The 15,906-nt window shown below is 58.5% G+C and carries 13 protein-coding genes; 4 read left to right on the top strand and 9 right to left on the bottom strand.

The features are described from left to right. The first annotated feature begins 30 nt into the window (after positions 1-30). Both F6A13_RS06205 and F6A13_RS06200 read left to right on the top strand, forming a co-directional pair. Positions 31-1,359 (top strand): OprD family outer membrane porin, encoded by a 1,329-nt coding sequence (locus F6A13_RS06205; RefSeq protein WP_126605234.1) that lies wholly within the window; start codon positions 31-33, stop codon positions 1,357-1,359. Positions 1,360-1,385: 26 nt separating this feature from the next. Then, positions 1,386-2,645, top strand: coding sequence for a cation diffusion facilitator family transporter (locus F6A13_RS06200; protein WP_225981987.1), 1,260 nt, complete (start codon positions 1,386-1,388; stop codon positions 2,643-2,645). 62 nt (positions 2,646-2,707) lie between these two features. Here the strand turns inward: F6A13_RS06200 and F6A13_RS06195 are convergent, their stop codons facing one another. The 9 genes from F6A13_RS06195 to F6A13_RS06150 form a co-directional block, all read right to left on the bottom strand. Further along, positions 2,708-3,733 (bottom strand): FecCD family ABC transporter permease, encoded by a 1,026-nt coding sequence (locus F6A13_RS06195; RefSeq protein WP_113525896.1) that lies wholly within the window; start codon positions 3,731-3,733, stop codon positions 2,708-2,710. Further along, the gene (locus F6A13_RS06190) at positions 3,730-4,770 is read right to left on the bottom strand and encodes an ABC transporter substrate-binding protein (RefSeq protein ID WP_126605233.1); all 1,041 of its coding nucleotides are present in this window, start codon (positions 4,768-4,770) and stop codon (positions 3,730-3,732) included. Before F6A13_RS06190 ends, F6A13_RS06195 begins: the two co-directional genes overlap by 4 nt. Before the next feature lie 19 nt (positions 4,771-4,789). Continuing rightward, a complete protein-coding gene (gene modA / locus F6A13_RS15570; protein ID WP_225981986.1) occupies positions 4,790-6,340 on the bottom strand; it encodes a molybdate ABC transporter substrate-binding protein in 1,551 nt (516 codons plus the stop codon). Continuing rightward, on the bottom strand, positions 6,337-7,074 hold the full coding sequence (locus F6A13_RS06175) for an energy transducer TonB (RefSeq protein WP_113525771.1): 738 nt from the start codon (positions 7,072-7,074) through the stop codon (positions 6,337-6,339). The genes modA and F6A13_RS06175 overlap by 4 nt, the downstream gene beginning before the upstream one ends. After that, positions 7,071-7,466 (bottom strand): ExbD/TolR family protein, encoded by a 396-nt coding sequence (locus F6A13_RS06170; protein ID WP_113525770.1) that lies wholly within the window; start codon positions 7,464-7,466, stop codon positions 7,071-7,073. Before F6A13_RS06170 ends, F6A13_RS06175 begins: the two co-directional genes overlap by 4 nt. 1 nt (position 7,467) lies before the next feature. Beyond that, a complete protein-coding gene (locus tag F6A13_RS06165) occupies positions 7,468-8,121 on the bottom strand; it encodes a MotA/TolQ/ExbB proton channel family protein (RefSeq protein WP_126605232.1) in 654 nt (217 codons plus the stop codon). A 12-nt stretch (positions 8,122-8,133) separates the two neighbouring features. After that, a complete protein-coding gene (locus F6A13_RS06160) occupies positions 8,134-10,365 on the bottom strand; it encodes a TonB-dependent receptor (protein WP_126605231.1) in 2,232 nt (743 codons plus the stop codon). Positions 10,366-10,456: 91 nt separating this feature from the next. Further along, positions 10,457-12,727 (bottom strand): TonB-dependent receptor, encoded by a 2,271-nt coding sequence (locus F6A13_RS06155; RefSeq protein ID WP_113525767.1) that lies wholly within the window; start codon positions 12,725-12,727, stop codon positions 10,457-10,459. Positions 12,728-12,737: 10 nt separating this feature from the next. Next, entirely contained in the window at positions 12,738-13,349 is a 612-nt protein-coding gene (locus tag F6A13_RS06150) for a globin (RefSeq protein ID WP_126605230.1), read from the bottom strand. Between the two features lie 584 nt (positions 13,350-13,933). On the opposite strand from F6A13_RS06150, the gene F6A13_RS06140 reads away from it, so the two are divergent. Together F6A13_RS06140 and F6A13_RS06135 are read left to right on the top strand one after the other, a co-directional pair. After that, complete coding sequence (locus F6A13_RS06140; RefSeq protein ID WP_126605229.1) at positions 13,934-14,776, top strand: electron transfer flavoprotein subunit beta/FixA family protein; 843 nt, start codon at positions 13,934-13,936, stop codon at positions 14,774-14,776. Between the two features lie 19 nt (positions 14,777-14,795). Next, positions 14,796-15,890, top strand: coding sequence for an electron transfer flavoprotein subunit alpha/FixB family protein (locus F6A13_RS06135; protein ID WP_113525763.1), 1,095 nt, complete (start codon positions 14,796-14,798; stop codon positions 15,888-15,890). Positions 15,891-15,906 lie beyond the last annotated feature (16 nt).

Below are 15,906 nucleotides of genomic sequence, written 5' to 3'. Positions count from 1 at the left end.
CACCATACTTGATTCGCAGGAGCTATTCCCATGCAGAAAAACATCCTTCATCTGATGACAGCAGCCAGCCTGATGGGTGCCTTCAACGCCAGTGCCCACGCCGAAACCCTGTCCCAGTTTTTTGCGAAAAGTCATATTGATGGACAAATCCGTTCCTATTACTTCAGTCGCCTCTATGGCACCCCCAACACCGTCAATGCGTATGCCTACTCCCTGGCCGGACGCATCAACGTCGTCACCGCGCCCTTTCTCTCGGGCTTCCGTATCGGCGTCAGTTTTTACACCGCCAATGCTCTCGGCACACAGCCCAGCAATCCGGCCCGGATCGACAAGACCCTCATGGGTACCAGTCCTTCCGTCAATGCACTGGGTCAGGCCTATCTGGAATATCAGGACAAATGGATCACCGCCAAGGCAGGCAATCAGTTGGTAGATACCCCCTGGCTAAACCGGGTCGGTGGGCGGGTGATCCCCGTCACCTATCAGGGAGTAACCCTGGAGGCCCATCCCTTCCGCGGCGTGCAACTCAGCGCGCTGCGGATTTTCCGCTGGAAAGACCGCACCACCGACCAGTTCTACCGGGATAACCTCTATTATCCCGGCCACTATGAGGGTGACTCCCTCTATGGCGGACCCAACGTGCTACCCGCCGGTACCCCACCCACCAACGGAGCGCTCGCCTTTGGCGCCCAATATCACGCATATCACGCAGAAACCGCCGCCTGGTTTTATCAGTTTGATCAATTCGCCAACATGTTCTACTGGAACGGTCACTACGCCCTGCCGACATCCTTCGTCCTCAAGCCCTTTGTGGATGCGCAATTCACCCGGGAATGGGGTGCCGGAGAGACCTTTGCCAATACCGCCACTACGCTTTTCGGGCAACCGGGCCAGGGCGTCAACAGTACCAACTGGGGTATCAAGACCGGCATCGCATTTCCTCACGGAAGTCTGTGGTGGGGTTATGATGCTACAGAATTGCATGCTCACGCCTTGGGCGGCGGCGCCATTATTTCTCCCTATACCATCGGCTATACAGCAGACCCGCTGTATGTGAATAGCATGATGCAGGGCCTGGTCGGCGTGGGTCCGGGTCATGGCTGGCGGGTGCGGGCCGCTTACTGGGTGCTGCCTGAGCAAGTCCAACTGACTGCAGGCTACTCACAATTCACTACCTATTTTTCGGGGAACAGCAACTGGACCCACTTTAACGTGAGCTATTTCCCCCAAGGCATGTTTAAGGGACTGTGTTTACGGGATCAGGTGGAGGTGGGGAATGGTGGTGCGGTCGGACTGTTTCCGGGCTCAGGACAACACTCCTTTGTGTACAACCGAGTGATGATGACGTACAAGTTTTAGCGCCGATCATAGATGATGCGTGGAAGATGGACTGCATTAAGGTATCATTGCCGGAGGCTGGGCAGACGGGGACCATGGAGGCGATGGATACACCGAAAAAAACCACCCCCTCTGACCTGGCGGAACGGCAGAAATCCCGTTGGATGATGGCATCGACGGGGCTCAATGGCCTGCTTTCCATAGCAAAAATCGGCTGGGGCGTTTATTCCGGCAGCACCGTCGTCATCGCCGACGCCGTGCATAGCATTTCCGATGTATTGGGCGCCCTGCTCATCCTTGCGGCCATCCGCTTTTCCCGCCACCGCTCCTTGCGGTTTCCGTACGGTCTCCATAAGGTGGAGGACATGGCTGCCCTGGGCGGTGCCTTGCTGGTCGTCATTGCCGCCTATGAGATCGCCCGCGCGGTGTTTTTCTCCGGCGGTGCGCGGCCACCTGACAATCCCTTGGCCACCATGGGGTTCATGACGGTCGTTCTGGTGGCCGAGGGGATTTTTTATGTTTTCGAACGACGCGCCGCCGCCCGCCTCCACTCCCCCGGACTACAAAGCGATGTGGTCAACTGGCTGGGCGATATCGGCGCCGGTGTCGTGGTCATCGCCGGAATCGGCGGGCATCTCTTGCGGATACCCTTTGCCCAGGAGATTGCCGTCCTCATCATCCTCTTCCTGATTCTGGAGGGCACCTGGGGGGTGCTGAAAAACGCCATCCTCTCCCTGCTGGACGCCTCGGTGGAATCCGAACTGTACGCGAAGGCGAAAAATCTGCTGCTGACCACGCCGGAAGTGGAAACCGTGGAGGGACTGCGTCTGCGCCATGCCGGGAGTGTCCTGTTCGCGGACGCCACCATCGGTATCGCCGCGGCGAACTTCGCGCACGCCCATGAAGTAGCCGACCGCGCCCAGCAACGTCTGCAAGAGGCGTTCCCCGAGCTGGAAAACATCACGCTTCATTATGAGCCGCCCTTCAAGCCCTATAAAAGGCGGGCATTCCTTCTGACCGAGGAGGGATCGGCGCTGGCCACGCGCTTTGGCATGGCGCAGCGTATTCGTTTTGAGGACGAAAACCACGAAGGTGTCCTGGTGAATACCCAAACCCTGAACAACCCCGTACCCGGCGCCGAAAAAGGGCGCGGCATACGGCTGGCGGCATGGCTCATCGCCCAGGGGGCGGACGAAATTCACATGCGCGCCGGGCAGTTGGAACCGGCCCTGGAGGCATTGCTCTCGGCGGCGGGAGTGACACTGGTGATTGACGAGCCCCTCCCTCTCCCAGCGCACGCCGAGTGAAAGCCATGCGGGAGTCATTGGCCACAGGAACCCCAATCCCGGTGCCACGCAACGGGGCAAACTCAGACCCACGCCTTCCGTATCTGCCGGAGCACCAGCAAAAACGCTGGCACCCCCAGAAGTTCCGCAAATACGCCCACCGGAACATCCACGGAGAACAGATTGCGGGCCAGGGCGTCTGCGAGCAAAAGGTACGCGGCACCGAGAATACTGCTTCCCAGCAACAGACGGCGGTTGCCCGGCCCGAGCAGCAGACGTCCCAGATGGGGGATGATGAGCCCGATCCAGCCGATCATCCCCGCCATCATCACCGCCATGGCCGCCAACAACGTTGCGAGCACGATGACCAGCAAACGGATCTGGCGCACTGGCAGACCAAGACTGTGTGCTTCCTCGTCCCCCAGACTGAGGGCATCGAGGCGATGCCCTTGCAACATCAACAGCGCGATCCCGGCAAAAACCGGCAGGGCGAAGTAGGGTATCTGGCGCAGGGGCACGTTGGAAAGACTGCCCATCAACCAGAAAACGATACTGGGTAGCTGCTGGTACGGATCGGCGGCATATTTCACCAGGGAAAGCAGTGCGGTAAACAAGGCTCCGGCCAGGATGCCGCCAATCACCAGCATCAGAGTGGGCTGCCCCGGAAAATGGCGGGCGATCAGGTAAGCCATCGCCACGGCGATCAGCCCAAAAACAAAGGCCGCCATCTGTATCGTCCACCAGGGACCGCCCAGGATGATGCCCAAGGCGCCCCCGAAGGCGGCTCCTGCCATGACGCCCAGAATATCTGGGGCCGCCAGCGGGTTGCGGAACACCGCCTGAAAGACGGTACCACTGGCCGCCAGCGCCGCACCCACGAGGATCGCCACGGAGAGGCGCGGCAGGCGGATCTCCACCATCAACAAATGGATCTGCATGGCTTTGTCCGGCGCCAACAAAGGGCTGCCCCGCAGCCATTGCCAGAATTGCAGCCAGGACAGCGGGTAGTGCCCCCAGGACATCTCCAGCACCGCCATGGCGGCCAGAAGCAAGAGCAACAGTGGTAAAGTCAGCCTCCTGGCCGACTCTGGTAGTGCCGTTATCCTCACGGGCGCCACATCGCCTGCGCCTGCGCCTGCGCCTTGCTCACGTTGACCTGCAGAAATGTCTTGAAGAAGTCCTGTATCTCCTGATTCAGATGGATTTTGAATGCCTGCGGATACAACACGTGCGCGAGCCAGAGAGCCCCCAAGCCCTGCATGAAGGAAGGTGGACGATCCATCCAGTTAAAAGGCTGCCGGGGCACCAGGTAAACCCGATGTGCTTTTACCGCCTGGAGGCCCTGCCAGGCCGGAAGGCTATACACGCGCCGGTAAAACACCGGGTCCTGCACCAGAATCACGTCGGGATTCCAGGCCAGCACCTGCCCCATACTCACCCGTTCCATCCCCTTCAGTGCCGTCGCCTTGCCGGTAAAGACGTTATCACCGCCTGCGGCACGGATCACTTCGGTATGGGGAGAATTCGCCGTGTCGGTCATCAGGCCATCCACGCCTTCCGCGTAATAGACTGTCTGGCGCTGTGCCTGTGGAATGGTGCTGCGCAAGTCCTTAAGGCGACTCAAAATATTTTGAAAGGCCGTGGCCAGTTCCTCACCGCGCGCGCCTTGCCCCAACTGATCTCCCAGCAGACGGTATGCGGCCGGATAGTCGTTCAGACTTTGCAGATTGACGGTCAGCGTGGGCACATCGATGCGCTGTAACTCGCTACGCAGGCGGGCATCATCCAGGTAAGGCGCCCAGAGCAAGGCCAGCTTGGGATGAATGGCGAGCACACGTTCCAGCTCCGGTTTGTCGCCGGGGTCCCAGCCACCCAGTACCGGCAGATTGCGCGTAGCCGGCAAGAGGTACTTGGAATTCGTACTCATGCCCAGGCCCGCCATTTTATTCAGCGGGAAATTCCACCCGGCCAGCAAATCCGGGGCGAGACTGTAAATCAGCAGGGTCACTGGCGGCGCGGTGCCGTAAACACTGTGGGGCGGGAGTTGGGTAGGGGCCGTGGCCGCCCACGAGGGCAATGAGAGCAAGAGGCTGGCGCCCAACGCCGCAATAGATAAACGCCATTTGCCTGGCAAAGTATTCAACATGTCGTGTTCTCCTTGACTTTCAGAAAGCGTTCAGCAGCGGCTGAGCGCTGAGGGCGGGCGCGAAACCCGTAATTTCCAGGACTTTCTGTGCAGCGTCCGTCTGCAGATAGACGACAAAAGCGCGGGCCAGTTCTGGTTCTGCGCTCTTGGTCGTCACCGCCACGGGATAATGCATGGAAACGCCGACTGGAATATCCACGATATGGACTTTTCCCGATGCGCTGTTGGCCGTCGAGGCAAAAACAAAGGCCGCATCCGCATTTCCCTCCAGCACCGCTTGCAGGGGTTGGAGACCATCGGGGTATTTCTGCATGCGCGCTTCCAGGTCTTGCCACAACCCAGCCTTTTCCAGCGCCATGCGCGCATAACGTCCGGGCGGAACCGATTCTGGATCACCAATGGCAATGCGCGCATAGCGCTCTTCCATGAGCGCTTCGAGCTTGGGCGCCAGCGGATAATCCCTCATCAAACTGACGAGTACGAGCCGATTCCGTGCATAGTTCACCGCCGTATCGGTCTGCACGAACCCCTGCGCCGCAGCCTTTGCCAGCATGGGCTCCGAAGAGGGGGCAAACACATCGACGGACGCACCCGCCGCCATTTGTTCCATCAACGCACCGCAAAAACCATAGGTGGGTTTCACAGAGACATCCGGGTGGGCGCTGGTAAAGCCCTGGATGATTTCCTGAAAAGGTTCCGCCAATGTGAGGGAGGCAAAAATGTGTAAAGTATGGGTCATGGGATATTCCTCAGAAGACAGGTTCAAACAGGCTCCGCGTCTGCTCTGGGACAGGGCGGAAGAAAGCGCTTTAGGCAAGATAACGCGGCGACCGTCGCTGGTTTCGAGGCACTCCGTGTCTATATCGTAAAGTGCGCGTAGGTGTTGCGGATGAAGCACCTCTATCGGAGGACCGTCAGCCAGCACCCGCCCATCCTTCAGCAGAATGACCCGGTTTGCCGTGGAAAGAGCGTGTTCCGGATAATGACTGCTCTGAAGGATGGCATAACCGCTGTCCGCCAAGTCCTGGATCTGCGCCATCAGGCGATGTTGATTGCCATAATCCAGCCCGGTTACCGGCTCATCGAGAATCAGTATCGGTGTCTCCTGGGCCAATGCGCGGGCGATGATGACCAGTTGCCGCTGACCCCCGCTCAGTTCCATGTAGGAGCGCTCCGCAAGACCGCTGATACCCAGCCGGGCGAGCGCCGCTTCCGCCTGCTCCCGATCATGGGCACTGGCAACCCCCAGCCAGGATTGGTGGGGCAGGCGGCCCATGAGCACCACGTCTCGCACCAGGAAGGGAAAGACCACGCCATGGTCCTGGGGTACATAAGCCAGTCGTTGCGCCCGCTCTTTGGCCGATAGGGCATGCAAGTCGCTATCGCGAAGGCGAATCTCGCCCCTCAGCGGTTTCAGGATGCCGAGAAGCAGACGAATGAGGGTGCTTTTGCCGCTGCCGTTTGCCCCAAGCAGGGCCACCGACTCTCCGGCATTCAACTGCAGGGAGACATCTTCCAGGACCATGCGATGGCCATGGGCATAGGCCAAATGCGCAGCACGCAGCATCATGGGTTGGCGTCCGTCAGACGAAAACGAATCGGGACTTCCACCTGCATGGCCACTGGTTTCCCGTCGCGGGTGCCGGGGGTGAAGCGCCAGTGCCGCACGGCCTTTTCGGCCGCGCGATCCAGGCTGGTATAGCCGGAACTGTGGGCTACCGTTATTTTTTCCGGCAGGCCGGACACGTTGACCAGCACCCGCAGCAGTACGGTGCCCTCTTCCCCATCCCAACGCGCCGACTGGGGATACTCCGGTGCGGGGTTGTGGACATAGGCAGGGATGCTGGGGCGGGTTTCCGCCGCCGGAGCGGGAGCGGATGGAGGTAAAGCGGGTGTGGCAGGCGTGGCTGCGGCAGATGTCACCGGTGCGGGCATCCGGGAGATTGTGGATGGGGCTGCAGTTGCCGCCAGCGCACTCGGTGCCGAGAGCGGGGTGCGGACCGGCACTTTGGCCTCTCGCGGCGGTCTTGGCGACAGCTTGGGCGGGGTGGGAACGGGTTTTCGCGGTATCGACGCGGCGGTCCGGGGTGCTGGCGGGTGAGGGGTGGGTTGTGGGGTGGCGCTGGGCTGCGGCCAGGAAACCAGTTGGACCGCCATGGGCGGGGTGATCACCGGCGTGGGTAGAGGAGATGCCCGCATCCAGACGGCCAGAACCGCCAGAATGCCCGACTCCAGGATCAGGGCCAGCAGAAAAACCACGGCCCTGGGCGGCTGCGGGCTGGAGGGGAGCGCCAGAGTGCTCACGGCCGCCCCGCACGGGTAGCGATGCCCATCTGGCTGATGCCGGCGTGGCGGCAGGCGTCCATGACGGTCACCAACTGCTGCAGAGTCACATTTTTCGCGCCCGCCAGGATGACCTGCGGGTGATTGGCGTAGTTTTGGGCCAACTGCTGCTCCAGTTGGGTCAGCGTCACCGCTTTATCGTGAAAAAGCAGACGGCCGTCGCTGCGCAACTCCACCACCAGAGGCGTTTTGGGCAAAACCTGGGCGTTGCTGCTGGTCGGCAAGCGGGTGCTGATCCCTGTCGCGGGAATCATGCGCAAGGTGATCATGATGAAGAACACCAGCAGAAAAAGCATGATGTCGATCATGGGAATGATCTCGATACGCCCCTTGCGGGCCTCGAAATAACGCATCTCAGACCTCCCCTCGCCGTGCCAGCAGGCTGACAGAGGCATCTCCATGGGTCCTGACAGGCTGTCGGTAGAGACGATTCAGGGTGCTCACCTCGATCCTTTCCATCTGATGCAGCACCAGACGGACCCGTTGCTGAAGTCCGTTAAAAAACACCAGGCCCACAATGGCAATGGCCAAACCCGTTGCCGTGGCCACCAGGGCTTCCGCCACATGACCGGTAATGGCCGTTGGCGCGGTATCCGGATTACCCAATATCTGAAAGGCATTGAACATCCCGATGATGGTACCTAGCAGGCCGAGTAGAGGTGCCAGGGTGACTGCCGTATCCAGAATCCATAAGCCCCGGTCCAGCAAGGTCGCCTGGGCCAGCATCGCCTCCTCGGCGTAGGCTTCGCCACTTGCCAGATCATGGGATGCGAGAACCGCTGCGAATACGGCCTGTTGCGGGCAGAACGGCGTCTTGGCCAGTTCCGTTTCCAGGGATTCTCGGCCTTTTCTGTTTTGCAGATCGCGTAACAGATCGTCGCCCTTGCGCCGGATCATGGCCAACGCCCAGCCTCGCTCCAAGGCCACGAAAAGTACCGCCAGCAACAGAAGCGGCATCAGATAAAGAATACCCCCGGATACGGCGGCAAGGTGGAATAAAACCTCCATGACATGCTCCCTTTAGAATCGTAATGCCAAGGAACCGACCACGGTCAGTGGCGCGCCGGGATAGAAAGTCGCCGCACTGGCTCCGGTTTGCACATAGTTTTGGCTGATGAGGCCAATATAATGACGATTGAATAGATTCAGGAACTGCAGCCTTGCGGTTAGTTCGCCGACATGCCGTAGCGGCTGATGATAGGCGAAATTCAGATTGGTAATGCAATAGGCCGGCACCGGCTGAGTGTGCAATGAATCTGCATAACGCAGGCCCGTGTATTGAATAACCGGGCTGACCGTGAATCGGTGATAACGATAACGAAGTCCCAGGGTGGCCAGGAATTTTGGAACATCGGGGAATTGCAATCCGCTGACTGGAAGGATGGTTTGGCCGTCGGGGATATTTTGAGTGAAGTAGGCGCGATCGTAAGCGGCAGAGCCGAAAACCTGAAGATCATCCAACGGCTGGACGGCGCCCTGGATTTCCAGACCCCAAGCCTTCCCTACGCCGAGGTTCTGATTATAAAATGCGGACGTTCCCGGTACATTGATGGGGATGTCCTTATGATTGTAGGTGGTGTAAAACACATCCGGGCGCAGATACCAGCGCGTATGAGTAATGGCCAGACCCAGGGAAAAAGCGTTGGACGTACCTGGCCGCGTGGTGTTCCAGGCGTTTTGGGCAGCCGCTGCCGGCATTCCGGACAGCACCAGTTTCGGCCACATCTCCAGAGCAGGGCCCCCATTGTCCCGGCCATACGCAGCGGTAAGGCTGACATGCGGCGTGAATCGGTAGAGTGCACCGATATAGGGGAGCCATTGATAATCCGTATGGCCATTGATGGTGTATTTAAATGCCGCATCACGGATCGCCTGGCTGGGTGACACATCTCCCACCCCGCTGCCGTTATAAACACTGAGCGTGGGGATTTGTTCCGTTAAATAGCGGACACCTGCGGTGACCGTCACCGGACCGAATGCTCGCTTCGCCTGAAAATATGGGCTGTTGAAAACATTGTTGGATACAGGATTAACCAGCAACGGCGTCCAGTTGCTAAATTGCAAGCCGTCAGGAGCAATATTGAACGCCTTGACCGCAGTGGGGGGCCCTGGCGGCTGAATGTTTTCGTACCAGTACCCCAGGGAAAATTTCGTCTGGGCATAATGAAAATCATATTTGGCCAGAACGCCATACAGATGGTGATTGATACTCCAATAACCAATTTGATTGGGTTTTACTCCCGGAAGTCCCGTACCCATGGTGTAACCGTTTTCCTGAATGTAAAAAGGCTTTATGAGCAATGTGCCATGGGAACTCGTGCGCCAGCGAATTTCACCCATCAAGGCATAGTCCTGAAATTTTTGCTGGTTGTATCCGGAATAATTGAGGCTTTGCGGGTTCGCGTTGTACCCCAGGTTATAATTGGCACCAAGATTGGATGCCTGAGCATAGCTGAGGGGAAGGTAGCTGGCGCCCTTCATGTCGTCGTAGACGGCAAAGAGTTTTGCCGTGAGCCGACGGGTGATCCGCTGGGTGACCCCAAATGTCCCGTTATACCGATAATCCGGAGCGGCTCCATTCCCGCGCCAGGCGTCGGCATGGGCATAGGAGGATGAAATGAAAAACTTGGTGCCGGTGGCCAGCAGCCCAGAGTCCAAACGCAGAAAGGTCTTGTGAAAACCGAAGGAACCGGCGCTTTGGGAGACTTCGCCGCCGAAATGATCCGCAGCCCAGCGAATGTTCCGGTTGAGATATCCTTCCTGCGTGAATACGGAAATATGCTCTGGCGCGAAAGGAGGAGTCAGGAGGCTGACGCTCCGCAAGTTTTCGCTATCGAATAAAAATTGTTGGCCCGCTCCCGGATCGATGGCGGAGATGGGAATGCCTTCCACGGTGCCGATGGCCCCTTTGATGCTCGTTTCACCACGGATGCTGATGCCTACAGGGCCGCTACTGGACAAGCCGTATGGGTCCGTGGTCTGCACCATGACCGAGGGTAGTCCACTGACGATGCTATAGGCATTGGTCCCACCGGGGCTTTGAAAGAGATCGAAGCTGGAGTTGGGGATGGTGGCACCTGTGCCTGCACCCAGGGACGGCAGCACGAGGGGCGTCTGACCACTCCCCGTTACGGTAATGGCTTGGAGCTTTGGGGCGTTTGCGCCATCTTCCGCCCACGCGAGGCTCGACTTCACCGTTGCGGCCATTATGAGCGTGTACACGGTGTAACGCATGACGGCCTTAATTTTCATAATGCCTCCTGCTGCATCTATCCTGGATATCTATGAAAGGGACGGTTTTTGTAGAGCCACGCGGTTGGTATAGTTGAACCATAACGCGCTTCTAAAAACGTAGCCCTATCGTCCCTGCGACGGTGATGGGCGCGCCGGGATAGAAACTGGCACCGCCAGATGCCGCAGTGCTCAAATAACTACTGTCGATGAGGCCGATATAGTGGCGGTTGAAGAGGTTCAGGATACTCAGATTCACCGTCAGCTCGCCCACATGGGTAATCCGCCAGTGATAACCCATGTTCAGGTTCGCCAGCAGATAGCCCGGCACGGGTTGGGTATGCAGGGTATCCGCATAGCGGCTGCCCATATACTGCAACGTGGGCGCAATACTGAACCGGCCATATTCGTATAATGCACCCAGACTACCAATGAAGCGTGGGGTATCAGGAAACTGCAAGCCGGTAACAGGCAAGAACGCGCCGCTGCCGGTACGCAGATCCTGAGTGAAATAGGCGCGGTCATAGGCCAGGTTGCTGAACACGGATAGCCGATGCCAGAGCTTGGCTCCGGCCGCCAGTTCAAAGCCCCAGGCGCGACCCATGCCTGCGTTCTGATCGTAACTGATACCCACCAACGGGTCGTAGGCATTCACATATTTATTGCGATAGGTGGCGTAAAAGAAGGTGGGATTCACATACCACGCCGCTTCGTGCCATTTGAGCCCCAGACTGAAACTGTTGGAGGTTTCCGGCGCCAGTTGATCCCAGGCACGCTGCGCGGTCACCCCAGCCTTTTGAAAAGCGGCAAAGTTCATTTGTACGGAGGGCCAACTATTGAAGGCAGGAGCACCATTATTGCGACCATAGGCAAAGACCGTGTCCAGATCTGGGTTGACGGCATAAACCGCCGAAAAATAAGGTAGCCACTGATAGAAGGTTCTACCTTCCACACTGCGGGCTGAATTGATGGAGGTGGCCAGATTCAAGGCATTGGCATAGGATGCGTCAGGAATCCCCGCGGTATTGTAGACGCTGAAGGATGGCGTTTGCTCCATCAGATAACGAGCGCCTGCCGTAAACGTTACCGGACCGACCTTCCGCCGCCATTGGAAATAGGGACTGTTGAAGACGTGGTTCGCCGTAGCGCGGGCCAATAGGCCATAACCACCAAAAACGAGCTGGCCGTTGACCATGCGATAAATCTTGAAATCCGTAGGGGGGCCGGGAGGGGTTAGATTTTCAAACCAGTAACCGACTGAAAAGTGATTACCATGCCATTGGGTGTCGTATTGGGCCACCACGCCATAGAGGGAATGGTCGATGATCCAGTCCCGTATGCCCGGCTTTCCTCCCAGATTACTCAATCCCTGCAGGTAATAGCCGTTTTCCTGACTGTAGAAGGGCTTGATAACGAGTGTGTTCTGATCATCGGGATGCCAGTTGAGTTCCCCGAATACCGCGTAATCCTGGAATTTCTGCCGGTTATATCCGTAATAATTCACGTCGTTGGCGACATTCCCGGTGAGTGTGCTGTTATAGCCGAGATTGTAGTACTGCCCCAGATTACTGGCCTGGGTATAGGTCAGAGGCAGATAATTGTTCTCCTTCATGGAACCATAGGCTGCATAAACCTTGGCGCTCAGGGTGCGGCCTAAATCCTGGCTGATCCCGATCTCGCCGTTATAGCGATAGTCCGGCGATGCGCCCGGGCCGCGCCACTGATCCGCATGGGTATACGACCCGGAGATGAAGACGCGGGTGCCGGTGGGTAAGGTGCCGGAGTCCAGGCGGATGAAGCTGCGATGAAAATCATAGGATCCAAAGCTCTGATCCACTTCGCCGCCAAACTTGGCCCGGGGCCACAGCACATGGCTGTTGAGATAGCCCTGGGTGGTGAATACGGCCAGTTTGTCCGGCGAAAAGGGCGGTGCCAACAGCGTGATACTGCGGATGTTTTCCATGTCGAACAGAAACTGCTCGCCGGGGCCGGGGTTGACGGCGGACAAGGGTAATCCCTCTACCGTGCCAATCCCTCCGTGGGGATTGCGCTCGCCCCGGATGCGCACACCCTTGTTGCCGCCGGGTACGTTGGCCAGACCATAGGGATCCGGGTTCTGGGCCATGACCGACGGCAGAAGGGAGATGGCGGCGTAAGGATTGGTCTGCCCTGCTCCACCGAGAATGTCCAATGCATGGCCGCTGATGGTGGCCCCCTGCTCAGCGCCGCTGGCAGGGCTTTCCAGGGTATTTTTCTGATGCCCCTCCACGGTTACGGTACCGAGTTTTGGCAGGGCGCCATCGGCGTCGGCATCGGTAGACGGGATGCAGGCCAACACGCTGGCTATGGACATATATAATGCAGTGCGCGCTAAATGTTGCATGACTCTCTCCTCAGGCCAACTGTGCGGCGATTTGGCTGTAAGGCACCCGCACCGGTTCCGCGAAGGTGGTGCGGCGGTTGATCATGCGGATGGACAGAGATTCCACCCAGCGCCAGTACTCCTCCGCCACTTCCAGCGGGAAGGCGACGTTGCGCAGGGCCTGCACATAGAGATCCAGCCAGAGTTCACGATCCTTCTCCCGGATGGTGAAGGGAAAGTGCCGTTCGCGCAGATGGGGACGCCCCCGCCGCTCCGTATAGAGCTTGGGGCCGCCGCAGACTTCTGCATGAAAATCCGCCGTCAATTCCACGGCCTTCCAGAAATGCTTTTCGTTGTTGCCGAAGATGGGTTGTAGCGGGCTATGCCAGATGAGGCGATGGTGCTCCACGACCAGTTCCCGGACCTTTTCCACCCCGGCTACCCGGCCTACCCGGCGGGTGGGAAAAATCACTTCGGGGAAATGCATATCGGTGATGGCAGGACGCACTATGGAATCCTCATCGCCAAAACGGCGGATATCCAGCGTCTCCGAACCGGGGCAGTGCGGACCCTGTACCGAGAGGACAGCGTCATTGTGAACGGACAACTTCAGGACGACAGATCTTTCCTGTTCCATATTCATTTTCTCCCTCTCCATATATGGCCGGATATGACGCACGACGCGCACCTCCCCAGCGAAACCGAACCGAGACCCGCAGAAGCCTGCCCCGAATATGATATGTTTATCGGAATATAGCGTTGTTCGATAGGGACAGCAACAACATTTTGGCAGGCAATATCCGCGCCAAAATGTAACCGCAATATTATCATATGGTTATTTTTTATCGTCCCGTAAGAGATTGAACATCTTGTACGCTTTGTTACCTTCTTGTGGACCTGGTCCCATCAACAAGAACCTCTCCAACCATGCACCTTTCGCAACCGTTCATCAGACGCTGGTCAGTGAGGCCCTCGTCTTCCACCGTAGTTCCTGCGCACTCCCCAATCCCGCCGCAGAGCGCCAGCGGATGCATGGAGTTTACCGTGATAAAGCATGCATTTTGTCGCAAAGCCTACATCCGCTGCTTGCGTTGCTTTTCTGGTGCATTTTATCCAACAGACTGTTTATCTTGAGATTAACAAGACCTGCGTATCTGGAATGAAGATTGCTTAGATCACTGCAACAGCTTCTTCAGATCACCGACAGGTCGGTAACAGGAGTACACCATGCACATTGTCGTCTGTATCAAACAGGTTCCCGACAGCGCCCAGATCCGGGTGCATCCAGTCACCAATACCATCATGCGGCAGGGCGTACCCGCCATCATCAATCCCTTCGACGTTTTCGCCATCGAAGAAGCCTTGCGCCTCAAAGACCGTTTCGGCGGGCGCGTCACCGTGCTGACCATGGGGCCGCCCCAAGCGGAAGACGCACTGCGCAAGGCCGTCGCCTATGGTGCCGACGACGTGATACTCCTGACCGACCGCGCCTTCGCCGGCGCCGACACCCTGGCGACCTCCTTCGCCCTGGCACAGACCATCCGTAAAATTGGTGAGGAACATCCCGTTGATCTGGTGTTTACTGGCAAGCAGACCATTGACGGCGATACCGCGCAGGTCGGGCCGGGCATTGCCAAGCGCCTGGGCCTGCAACTCCTCACCTACGTATCGGCTATCGACTCTCTGGACCTTGCGCAGCGCAGCATCACCGTACAACGCCGTTCTGAAGGTGGTGTACAGGTGATCCAGACCCGCCTGCCCGCCCTGATCACCATGCTGGAAGGCAGCAACCAGATTCGTTTTGCGAGCATGGGTGATATGTTCCGCTCGGCCCGCTTTGAGGTGCCGAAATGGAATAAAGAGCGCGCCGGTATTGAGGATGTGAGCAAAATCGGCCTCAAGGGCTCGCCTACAGTGGTCAGCAAGATATTCACCCCCAAGCCCAGGGCCGTGAAGGCACAGATGATCGGCGCCGATCTGGACGCCGGTGGCACCGCCAACGCCATCCTGGATATTCTCAGCAGCCAGCACCCGCGCCTGGCGCAGGAACTCGGCCTGATCACCGTATAAACGCACAAGGAGCATCCGCATGAGCGAGAACACTACCGCACCCGCAAAGCCCAAAGGCAAAAAGCGCCTGGAGCTGGACCCCCGCCTGGCGGCCTACAAGGGAATCTGGGTGTTTGTCGAAATGGAACGGGGCCAGGTACACCAGGTATCCTGGGAGCTACTGGGCGAAGGGCGCAAGCTGGCCGATATTCTGAAGGTCGAACTGAGCGCCGTCATCCTCGGCGGCAGCAGCGATGAACTTGCCGCCGCTGCCCGCAGCGCTTTCACCTATGGCGCGGATGTGGCCTATATCGTGGCCGATCCCATTCTCACAGACTATCGCAACGAGCCCTACACCAAGGCCATGACGGACCTGGTCAATAAGTACCAGCCGGAGATTCTGCTGCTGGGCGCCACCACCCTGGGCCGCGATCTCGCCGGCAGTGTGGCGACCACTCTGCTCACGGGTTTGACCGCAGACTGTACCGAACTCGCCATTGATCCGGACAACCGCGGACTCCTCGCCACCCGTCCGACCTTTGGCGGCAGCCTGCTCTGCACCATCCAGACCCTGAACTACCGCCCGCAGATGGCGACCATTCGCCCCCGGGTCATGGCCATGCCCGACCCCCTGCCAGAACGCAGTGGTCGTATCATTTCTGAAAACCTGCAGATGCAGGAAGATGACATTATCGCCAAAGTCCTGGAGTTCATCCCCGACGAGGCCCAGGAGCAGGCGCAACTCGCCTATGCCGACGTTATCGTGGCGGGCGGCCGGGGCATGGGCAAAGCCGAAAACTTTCGTCTGATCTGGGACCTGGCGGCCGTGCTCGGCGCCGAAGTGGGCGGATCGCGTCCAGTGACTCATGCCGGCTGGCTGCCCGCAGATCGTCAGGTCGGGCAATCGGGCAAGACCGTGCGTCCCAAGCTTTATATTGCCGCGGGCATCTCCGGGGCGATTCAGCACCGCGTCGGCATGGAAGCCTCCGACGTCATCATCGCCATCAACAACGATCCCCATGCGCCCATCTTCGATTTTGCCACTTATGGCATTGTCGGCGACGCCGTGCAGATCCTTCCCGTCCTCACCGACGCCTTTCGCAGCCGTCTGGCTGTGAACCGCCGGGCCGGTTAATTACAGGAGTCATGAC

The organism is Acidithiobacillus sp. 'AMD consortium', assembly GCF_008926505.1.
Classification (GTDB): Bacteria; Pseudomonadota; Gammaproteobacteria; order Acidithiobacillales; family Acidithiobacillaceae; genus Acidithiobacillus; species Acidithiobacillus ferridurans.
This window is presented reverse-complemented; position numbering and strand designations above follow the sequence as displayed.

Coding starts and splice junctions, on each gene's coding strand:
- F6A13_RS06150 (WP_126605230.1), bottom strand. CDS start 13,349: ATGAATATGGAACAGGAAAGATCTGTCGTCCTGAAGTTGTCCGTTCAC.
- F6A13_RS06165 (WP_126605232.1), bottom strand. CDS start 8,121: ATGGAGGTTTTATTCCACCTTGCCGCCGTATCCGGGGGTATTCTTTAT.
- F6A13_RS06160 (WP_126605231.1), bottom strand. CDS start 10,365: ATGAAAATTAAGGCCGTCATGCGTTACACCGTGTACACGCTCATAATG.
- F6A13_RS06135 (WP_113525763.1), top strand. CDS start 14,796: ATGAGCGAGAACACTACCGCACCCGCAAAGCCCAAAGGCAAAAAGCGC.
- F6A13_RS06155 (WP_113525767.1), bottom strand. CDS start 12,727: ATGCAACATTTAGCGCGCACTGCATTATATATGTCCATAGCCAGCGTG.
- F6A13_RS06170 (WP_113525770.1), bottom strand. CDS start 7,466: ATGCGTTATTTCGAGGCCCGCAAGGGGCGTATCGAGATCATTCCCATG.
- F6A13_RS06140 (WP_126605229.1), top strand. CDS start 13,934: ATGCACATTGTCGTCTGTATCAAACAGGTTCCCGACAGCGCCCAGATC.
- F6A13_RS06205 (WP_126605234.1), top strand. CDS start 31: ATGCAGAAAAACATCCTTCATCTGATGACAGCAGCCAGCCTGATGGGT.
- modA (WP_225981986.1), bottom strand. CDS start 6,340: ATGATGCTGCGTGCTGCGCATTTGGCCTATGCCCATGGCCATCGCATG.
- F6A13_RS06200 (WP_225981987.1), top strand. CDS start 1,386: ATGGACTGCATTAAGGTATCATTGCCGGAGGCTGGGCAGACGGGGACC.
- F6A13_RS06190 (WP_126605233.1), bottom strand. CDS start 4,770: ATGTTGAATACTTTGCCAGGCAAATGGCGTTTATCTATTGCGGCGTTG.